Here is a 6,946-nt window from a genome sequence, read left to right on the forward strand (position 1 = left end):
GGCGGTTGGTCGTCGCATGTCAGCGTGCCTGTGCGAACGATGACAGGCCGAAGGATCACGTGTGACGTCCTTTTAGCTACCCGGGGGGCGCGACGAATCGGTGATCGATAACCTCATAATGCTGTACCGTAAGGTCCGGGTCCAGCCGGTACTGCTCGTCCTCGGGGGACAACCGTGCCCTGGCAATCATCCTGGATTCCCCTGCTCAATCCAACCGCCCCCCAACAGGAGCTAACGGTCGCTCAATCCTTTACCCGCCAGAATTCTGGCGACACACTGCTCCACCCTGGACGCCCGTGTACGGGACTGCTTGGCGCCGGAGAAATGCAGCAGATACCCCCGTTGCCGCCCAGGTGTCAAAGACTCAAACGCAGCCTTCACCGCCGGGTCCGCATCCAGCCGGTCCTGGAATTCCTGCGGGACAGTGAAATCCTCGGTGTCCTTGAAATCCACCGTCAAACCGGCCTTTTCCACCTCAATGGCCTGGTTGATATAGGCCTTCAGCACCGGCTCCAGGGCTTTTATTTGCGGCACGCTGGTGAAACGGATCTGGCGTGCCGCCTGGGTGTTGGCCGTTTGCTGGACCAGGATGCCGTCAGGGTCCCTCAACAGGGCCCCCTTCATGAACAGCAACGCACAGTACGCCTTGAAACCGTGGATCAGCACCACGTTCCTGCCTTCGACGGCATAGCAGGGTTTGCCCCACTTGAAGCCCTCGTCCAGTGGCAAGTCGAGCATGATCGCCCGCAGTGCCTCGTACTCTTTTTGCCACTGACCAGACCGGCCAAGAAAGGCGTCAACCTGGGGGCTCGTCTTGCCTCCGCTGCGGTCAGTCATAGCGATTCCCCCTCGGGCTCAAACCAGAACTCGATTTCGTCGGTGTCCTGCTCGAACTCCGCCGCATGCGCCACGCCGGCCGGTACGTGGTACCAGTCGCCCACGCCGTAGCGCTCCACCCACCCCTGCATGGTGAGAATCAGCTCGCCGCGGATAATGATGCCGTGGTTATCGGTCTCGTGGGTGTGCGGTGGAATGCTGGTGCCCGACGGGTAGGAGGCAAACAGCACATCGGCCACCTCGGCGGCTAGCCGGTAGGCATCAAAGCGGCCATCGAACAATGGCAGCGTACGGATCTTGTCGGGGTACTTTCCTGGCACGTTAACCTCCTTTGTCTGATCGGCTGCTCCATTATTCCAGCCTTATCCATTTGAACAGTGCGACACTCCACACAATGCCCTCAAATCAGCCACCGATCGTATCGCCCTGTCCGGCCCTATCTCCAAAAGGCCCACCAGTGCCTATTCCTCGCGGCATTCAGTGCCTTTGCGCGGTCGTAGCAGGCCCCGCACAGCAATCGCACCCCGGCAAAGGCTTCGGATTCGTCGTTCCACTCACCAACCCGGTTGACGACCTCTTCACACTCACTGCACCAGGCGTCCGGCCGCGGGTTGTCCGGACTCTCCTGCGACCACCAGAACCCCCGGGGCTTGCCATCCTGCAGGCTTTGTACGATATGCTGACAGACAAAGGTCGCCTGCTGCCTGCCATGTTTGCAACACTCCACGTACGGGGTTTTGTCGGTCATGGGGTGGGTACCTGCCAGCGCCATTTTCTTTGCCCGGGTCTTTCGCAATACTACGAACTACCACAGGGTAAGCCAAGGCCACGGCACCATCGCAGGGGCCCACGGCCCAGGCAGCGGCATACGCGTGGAAGGAGACAACCATGTCCAAGTTAACCGTTCTCCGGGTTATCATTGCCATCGCGATCATCGTCGGCGGCATACTGGTTATCATCAAGGACGAGCCGGCCTCCCCCACCGGCGACATCAACCGCATTGAGCCGTTGCCGACACTGGACAATCCGTGACAGAACCCAAACGTATCTACCTGGCCGGCCCCGAAGTCTTCTTCCCGCAGGGCGATCACCGGGCGATTGTCGGCACGAAGAAACGGCTGCTGGCCGAATACGGCCTGGAGGGCGTGGACCCTCTGGACACCGACCTGGACCTCCCCGCCGACACACCGGACCGGGAATGCGGCCTGCGGATCCACCTCGCCAACCGCAAGCTGATGGACAGCTGCGATGCCATCATCGCCAACCTGACGCCCTTTCGCGGCCTCAGTGCCGACCCGGGCACGGTCTTCGAAGTGGGTTACATGATCGGCCAGGGCAAACTGGCGTTCGCTTTCTCGATGGACAGCCGGACGTACTACCAGCGTGCCGGGCAGCGCCCCAGGGATGCCCAGGGACACGCGGTTGAGAAGTTCGGGCTGGCCGATAACCTGATGATTGAAGGGGGCATTGAGGAATCCGGCGGGCGGGTGTTCTGCGCCGAACCAGGCGCCCCATTGGCCTGGTTCGACGAAAGGTTGTTCCGACAGTGCGTTGAGGCACTGGTGAATCGACGCCCCTGAAGCAACAAAGGGGGCGAAGCCGCACTGGCAACTCCCAATTACCGAAGCGACTCCAGCCCCCCCGTTTACCGGACCACTATTCAGCTGCCAGCCCGCGTGGCGCCCCCGGGGCCCCAACAGCGACCTTGATATTGTCCACATCGAAGGACTCTATGGCGGAGCCGATAAACACAAATTCGTCAACGCCGCTGCAGCAAATCTCCACTTCCGTGGGGCCCGGACCATAGTCCGTCAGGGGGTTCACCAGTTTTCGAAAAACCTCCGTTCCGGAAACCTGCCCTACCATCGTTACATCCATCGCAAAGCCAGCGCCGTCGGCGGCGATCACGGCACTGCGAACGTCAAACTTGCCACCATCGGAAGCCTTCATCCGGAACCCCAGCCCTTTCACAGAGTACCGTCCGGACGTCAGCGCACGGCCTCCCGTGGCTGCGTAAACCTCGCCGCCGTAGGTTTCACTCATCGGGTCATAGCTCACCCAGTCAAACCCCTGGTAGCCATCGGGGATGGCGGCCCTGGGTTCTTCGGAGATACCTTCAAAGGTGATGATATTGATATGCGACATGTCAGCGTCCCTTCTGTTGGTTGAGTGCAAATACGCGGGCCGATCAAACTCCGTTGGCCCCACACTAGTTATGGCCCCATGCCGGGCTGTGTCAACTGGAAAAATCAGTGGCTATCAGCTTCGCCACTTGATATTGCAGCCAATACTCGGCTTCTGGTCTCCGGTGGGCTTATCCCCGGCGATTAACGCATCCATTGCGGCCCTCAGATCAGCCCCCGTTACCGGAACATCATTGCCCGGGCGCGAGTCATCAAACTGACCACGGTAGACCAGCTTGCGCTCGCCATCGAACAGGAAGAAGTCCGGCGTACAGGCCGCCTCATAGGCCCTCGCCACCGCCTGGGATTCATCGTAGAGATAGGGAAACGGATAGTTCTTCTGCGCCATTTTCTCCGGGGCGTCATCCGGGTGGCTTGTCGCATCATTGGCACTGATCGCCACTATATCGATGCCTTTGCCCGCATAATCCTTCGCCAACTGGATCAACCCGGGCTCTACGTGCTTCACGAAGGGGCAGTGATTGCAGATAAACATCACCAGCAGCCCCTTGTCGCCGGTGAAATCCGACAGCGCCACCTGTTCGCCGGTTCTGGGGGCCGGAAGTTTGAAATCCGGGGCGGTGCTCCCCAGATCGACCATATTGGAGGGGGTAAGAGCCATGGAGTCTCTCCTCAAACGCGGGGGTACAAACAGTGTAGCCGATCCCGAACAGTCCCTGCCCCTCAACCCCCCAGCGCCGCCTCGATGGTTGCGATGTCGAGCTTCCTCATCTGCATCATGGCATCGAACGCGCGTTCGGCGGCGCCATCGAACCAAAGACAAACCCTGTTCTTGGCGGGTGTGGTTATGCTGCACCTCCATTGTGATCGGAACTCGCGCCATGCAGAGCCCTCTCCATCACAATTCCTGAATCAGCGTGCCACAATCCAGTGCGAGCGCGCTGTGGCCGAGAGGACTGCCAGTCACAGCCCTCGCTCTCGCCGCTGCGTCACCGGTTCACCCGCGATGCCCCAGTTATCCGTGCTGACCTCATCGATGATAACCACGGTTGTTGCGGGGTTCTTGCCAAGCACATCCTGCAGCAACTGAGTGGCGCCCACAATAAGCGCCCGCTTATCCGCTGCGCTCACCTCTTCGTCCGTAATTCTGATATTGATGTATGGCATCGCCTGACTCCCCCCTGATATCGGTTTAACGATTGATGCGTGTGATTGCCTGCTGGTAGTCACCGAGCAGTGCCGCATTCTCAATAGACCCATGGTGGTGGAGCTGCCGCCATCCGTCGTTAGTCCACCGGTAAGTGCGCGACGTTCGGATCTCGAGTTTCAGCGACGCATCGTCACTGGTGAAGGTGCCTCGCTCCCGCCCCACAGCGACGAACATTTCCCCGGTCTGATGAAGGGAATAATCAAAAAACTCTACGTAAACCCGTCCAGCCCCATTGAATAACCGGTCGTACAAAGCAGCGATGGCGTTCCAGCCCCGCCGAACCCCACCCCCAACAGGGTTTGATAGCGAAGCCTCGTCACTCTGTAGCCAATTATTCGCCATTGACTCCATATCCCTGCCATTAAAAGCGCGATAGAACTGAACCAACGCGGCATAAGGTGAATCAGTGTTGGCCGGGGATTCCTGCCCGGTAATCGGTGACGCGATCAAGCTCATAATAGACTCCTTTCTCGTTGTATGTACAACTCATAAAACTGAAAACGGCATTAGATCCGTGAGCGCACCTGTCGCGCCAGGCTTGCATACTGCTTGAGATCCTCCTCGCCCACCAACGCCGTCATCCTCCTGTACAACGCCTCGCCAATGGCGTCCAACCGCCCCGAAATTGCCTTGGCGCGATCAGTAGCGAAGATTCGTTGCCCGGTTCCAAGCCCCTTACCGGCAGCCGAGCGGACCAGGTAGCCTGCCTCCACCATTCGATCAACAAACCGGGTGACTGTCGACTTTTCAAGATTCAACTCCCTGCCGATCTCAGACGGCGACAACCCGGGCTTGGCGAGTATCAAGCGCAAAAGGTAAGCGTGCGATGGTGCCAGCGAAAGCTCGCTATACGCTTCGTTCCAGATACGGTCGACGTCCCGTGCCAGCGCAACGGTATTGAAGTAAAGGCATCGCTCAAACATGCTCCAAGAATACCCCCTCATCGTTGTACATACAACCAGGTTGCCATTAGTTACACAGCCGCTCGCACCAATCTAGCAAAAACCATGGAGCAGGTCTGTGAAGGCCATTCCCCCGTGATCATCATCCGGAGCAAGTCGCAGTCCGTGGTAATGATCTCCCTGGAGGACTACGAGGCGCTGCAAGAAACTGCATACCTTCTGCGCGCACCAAAAAACGCACGGCGTTTGCTGGAATCCGTTGCCGAGCTGGAGCAAGGCGGTGGTCAAGAAAAGGAACTTCTTGAATGAAACTCATCTTCTCCGAGAACGCCTGGGAAGACTATCTGTATTGGCAGAAAACCGACAAAAAGATTCTTAGCCGAATCAATAAGCTGATCAAAGAGACCAAGCGAGAACCGTTCGAAGGTGTTGGCAAACCAGAGCCCTTCAAACACAGTCTAGCCGGGTACTGGTCTCGCCGGATCAACGAAGAACACCGAATAGTTTACAAAGTCACGGACGACGCTTTGCTTATCGCCCGGCTCAGATATCACTACTGATTTAACGCCACACAAAGCGGCCGGTTTGGAGGCGCAAACGCGCCGGAAAACTGGGGGAAGTCCAGAACGTACTTGAATGACTGGTTATGTGCTCGGACTACTGGGTGCATGGTTGTAATGAAAAAATGAAAAAACCAAACCATACATTACCGAGCAATATCAGTAGCTTGATCGCTTCCCGGGCAAATTTGGGAACATTTTGATAGCGATATAAATAGCCGATGACCACCCATTGCACAGCTAGCCAAATAGCTGAGAAGTACAAAATGCCTTTGTGGCACTCGATGTCAGAGGCGGTGTAATAGGCATACCACCAACCCGAAACCATACCCGTCGTGAAAAGTACGAGAATCGCGCAAGACAGCAAGTTTCGCCAACGGGGGTACTCTGTGCTTAAAAGCTTTTCCTTCGCTTCGGTCAAATTTTCCGCCATTCGAATCTCTTCACGAACTACCACATAACGCCATGCGAAGCGGCCGGTTTGGAGGCCCAACTGCGCCGGAAAACCGATCCGCTTGCGCTACTGGTTAAATTTCTAGCGTTCGCCTTCCAAGGTATGCCATACCCGCAAAATGATAATGGTGTTGGAGTGGAGCGAGTAGCGCACAATGTATTTGCCGAAAATCATGTCACGGACTGATTCCGGTTCTGGAGCCATTTCAACCGGAGACCCCATTTTAGGAAAGTCTGGTAGTAGCTCAATTTTCCCAACCAGCTCAGCGGCTATTCGAGCCGCCGCGGAAGGATTATGGATAGCGATGAATTCCCGTAAACGCTTTAAATCTGCAACAGCTTCTTCCGTGTAGACCAGCTTCACTTACCAGCCCCCGGCGAGTCCTTCTCGTTATCGGTCCCCCAGCTCTTTAGCCAACCATGGACCTCGCTAGCATCAACTACTTTCCCTTGGGCTGCTGATTCCATCGCCTCTAAGGTCTGTTGCCAACGCTCTTGCTCACGCTGCTGCTTTTCGATGTATTCAGTCAGCGCCTGGTTGATAATCCAGCCTTTGCTCCGGTGGAGCCTGCTAGCGATTGCATCAAGATGCTGCTCTACTTCCGCCTGAAGACGGACTGTGGTTACACTCATCATCTTACCCTCTATTGCACAAACTACAGTGTATTACACCATAGTTTTCGAGGGTGCCGCAAAAATTTAACGCCCGGCTCACGCGCCGGTTTGGAGCCGCGAAGCGGCGGAAAATCGGTCGCTGTGCAGCCGATTGTTAAAGCCTGCCCAGCCAGTACTGCGGACGCCGCCGGTCATGTGCAACAGCCAGAACCTGAAATCCATCAG

At 57.1% G+C, this 6,946-nt stretch carries 15 protein-coding genes and 1 pseudogene; 4 read left to right on the forward strand and 12 right to left on the reverse strand.

Features of this window, described 5'->3' with window-relative positions; genetic code table 11:
- Positions 1 to 231 precede the first annotated feature (231 nt).
- The 3 genes from R3175_RS13990 to R3175_RS14000 form a co-directional block, all read right to left on the reverse strand.
- Positions 232 to 837, reverse strand: a complete 606-nt coding sequence (locus tag R3175_RS13990; protein WP_318944934.1) for a YdeI family protein — start codon at positions 835 to 837, stop codon at positions 232 to 234.
- Positions 834 to 1,157, reverse strand: coding sequence for a cupin domain-containing protein (locus R3175_RS13995; protein ID WP_318944935.1), 324 nt, complete (start codon positions 1,155 to 1,157; stop codon positions 834 to 836). Before R3175_RS13995 ends, R3175_RS13990 begins: the two co-directional genes overlap by 4 nt.
- 116 nt (positions 1,158 to 1,273) lie before the next feature.
- Positions 1,274 to 1,585 (reverse strand): hypothetical protein, encoded by a 312-nt coding sequence (locus tag R3175_RS14000; protein WP_318944936.1) that lies wholly within the window; start codon positions 1,583 to 1,585, stop codon positions 1,274 to 1,276.
- A 140-nt stretch (positions 1,586 to 1,725) separates the two neighbouring features.
- Here R3175_RS14000 and R3175_RS14005 point away from each other — a divergent pair, with 140 nt between their 5' ends.
- Together R3175_RS14005 and R3175_RS14010 are read left to right on the forward strand one after the other, a co-directional pair.
- A complete protein-coding gene (locus tag R3175_RS14005) occupies positions 1,726 to 1,869 on the forward strand; it encodes a hypothetical protein (protein WP_318944937.1) in 144 nt (47 codons plus the stop codon).
- Complete coding sequence (locus tag R3175_RS14010) at positions 1,866 to 2,417, forward strand: nucleoside 2-deoxyribosyltransferase (protein WP_318944938.1); 552 nt, start codon at positions 1,866 to 1,868, stop codon at positions 2,415 to 2,417. Before R3175_RS14005 ends, R3175_RS14010 begins: the two co-directional genes overlap by 4 nt.
- 76 nt (positions 2,418 to 2,493) lie before the next feature.
- On the opposite strand, the gene R3175_RS14015 is transcribed toward R3175_RS14010, so the two are convergent.
- The 6 genes and pseudogenes from R3175_RS14015 to R3175_RS14040 form a co-directional block, all read right to left on the reverse strand.
- Positions 2,494 to 2,982, reverse strand: coding sequence for a hypothetical protein (locus R3175_RS14015; RefSeq protein ID WP_318944939.1), 489 nt, complete (start codon positions 2,980 to 2,982; stop codon positions 2,494 to 2,496).
- A 114-nt stretch (positions 2,983 to 3,096) separates the two neighbouring features.
- Positions 3,097 to 3,642, reverse strand: coding sequence for a thioredoxin family protein (locus R3175_RS14020; protein ID WP_318944940.1), 546 nt, complete (start codon positions 3,640 to 3,642; stop codon positions 3,097 to 3,099).
- 62 nt (positions 3,643 to 3,704) lie between these two features.
- Positions 3,705 to 3,785 (reverse strand): annotated as a pseudogene (locus tag R3175_RS14025) (VOC family protein); the annotation flags it as partial.
- Positions 3,786 to 3,944: 159 nt separating this feature from the next.
- A complete protein-coding gene (locus R3175_RS14030) occupies positions 3,945 to 4,148 on the reverse strand; it encodes a 4-oxalocrotonate tautomerase family protein (protein WP_318944941.1) in 204 nt (67 codons plus the stop codon).
- A gap of 25 nt (positions 4,149 to 4,173) precedes the next feature.
- Positions 4,174 to 4,647, reverse strand: coding sequence for a YybH family protein (locus R3175_RS14035; RefSeq protein ID WP_318944942.1), 474 nt, complete (start codon positions 4,645 to 4,647; stop codon positions 4,174 to 4,176).
- Between the two features lie 50 nt (positions 4,648 to 4,697).
- The gene (locus tag R3175_RS14040) at positions 4,698 to 5,114 is read right to left on the reverse strand and encodes a MarR family winged helix-turn-helix transcriptional regulator (RefSeq protein ID WP_318944943.1); all 417 of its coding nucleotides are present in this window, start codon (positions 5,112 to 5,114) and stop codon (positions 4,698 to 4,700) included.
- A 9-nt stretch (positions 5,115 to 5,123) separates the two neighbouring features.
- On the opposite strand from R3175_RS14040, the gene R3175_RS14045 reads away from it, so the two are divergent.
- Both R3175_RS14045 and R3175_RS14050 read left to right on the forward strand, forming a co-directional pair.
- Entirely contained in the window at positions 5,124 to 5,402 is a 279-nt protein-coding gene (locus tag R3175_RS14045) for a type II toxin-antitoxin system prevent-host-death family antitoxin (RefSeq protein ID WP_318944951.1), read from the forward strand.
- A complete protein-coding gene (locus tag R3175_RS14050; protein ID WP_318944944.1) occupies positions 5,399 to 5,653 on the forward strand; it encodes a Txe/YoeB family addiction module toxin in 255 nt (84 codons plus the stop codon). The genes R3175_RS14045 and R3175_RS14050 overlap by 4 nt, the downstream gene beginning before the upstream one ends.
- Positions 5,654 to 5,750: 97 nt before the next feature.
- Here R3175_RS14050 and R3175_RS14055 read toward each other — a convergent pair whose 3' ends face one another.
- From R3175_RS14055 to R3175_RS14065, 3 genes are all read right to left on the reverse strand, one after another.
- On the reverse strand, positions 5,751 to 6,086 hold the full coding sequence (locus R3175_RS14055) for a hypothetical protein (protein WP_318944945.1): 336 nt from the start codon (positions 6,084 to 6,086) through the stop codon (positions 5,751 to 5,753).
- Positions 6,087 to 6,188: 102 nt separating this feature from the next.
- Positions 6,189 to 6,470, reverse strand: a complete 282-nt coding sequence (locus tag R3175_RS14060; protein ID WP_318944946.1) for a type II toxin-antitoxin system RelE/ParE family toxin — start codon at positions 6,468 to 6,470, stop codon at positions 6,189 to 6,191.
- Positions 6,467 to 6,742: a CopG family ribbon-helix-helix protein gene (locus R3175_RS14065; RefSeq protein ID WP_318944947.1), complete on the reverse strand. Its 276-nt coding sequence runs from the start codon at positions 6,740 to 6,742 to the stop codon at positions 6,467 to 6,469. The genes R3175_RS14060 and R3175_RS14065 overlap by 4 nt, the downstream gene beginning before the upstream one ends.
- Positions 6,743 to 6,946: the final 204 nt, after the last annotated feature.

It is taken from the genome of Marinobacter sp. (assembly GCF_033722735.1).
In the GTDB taxonomy this organism is placed as follows: domain Bacteria; phylum Pseudomonadota; class Gammaproteobacteria; order Pseudomonadales; family Oleiphilaceae; genus Marinobacter.

What these genes read in the sequence shown, in the direction of transcription:
- R3175_RS13990 (WP_318944934.1), bottom strand. Translation starts at nt 837, where the DNA reads ATGACTGACCGCAGCGGAGGCAAGACGAGCCCCCAGGTTGACGCCTTT.
- R3175_RS14000 (WP_318944936.1), bottom strand. Translation starts at nt 1,585, where the DNA reads ATGACCGACAAAACCCCGTACGTGGAGTGTTGCAAACATGGCAGGCAG.
- R3175_RS14005 (WP_318944937.1), top strand. Translation starts at nt 1,726, where the DNA reads ATGTCCAAGTTAACCGTTCTCCGGGTTATCATTGCCATCGCGATCATC.
- R3175_RS14015 (WP_318944939.1), bottom strand. Translation starts at nt 2,982, where the DNA reads ATGTCGCATATCAATATCATCACCTTTGAAGGTATCTCCGAAGAACCC.
- R3175_RS14020 (WP_318944940.1), bottom strand. Translation starts at nt 3,642, where the DNA reads ATGGCTCTTACCCCCTCCAATATGGTCGATCTGGGGAGCACCGCCCCG.
- R3175_RS14030 (WP_318944941.1), bottom strand. Translation starts at nt 4,148, where the DNA reads ATGCCATACATCAATATCAGAATTACGGACGAAGAGGTGAGCGCAGCG.
- R3175_RS14035 (WP_318944942.1), bottom strand. Translation starts at nt 4,647, where the DNA reads ATGAGCTTGATCGCGTCACCGATTACCGGGCAGGAATCCCCGGCCAAC.
- R3175_RS14040 (WP_318944943.1), bottom strand. Translation starts at nt 5,114, where the DNA reads ATGTTTGAGCGATGCCTTTACTTCAATACCGTTGCGCTGGCACGGGAC.
- R3175_RS14050 (WP_318944944.1), top strand. Translation starts at nt 5,399, where the DNA reads ATGAAACTCATCTTCTCCGAGAACGCCTGGGAAGACTATCTGTATTGG.
- R3175_RS14055 (WP_318944945.1), bottom strand. Translation starts at nt 6,086, where the DNA reads ATGGCGGAAAATTTGACCGAAGCGAAGGAAAAGCTTTTAAGCACAGAG.
- R3175_RS14065 (WP_318944947.1), bottom strand. Translation starts at nt 6,742, where the DNA reads ATGATGAGTGTAACCACAGTCCGTCTTCAGGCGGAAGTAGAGCAGCAT.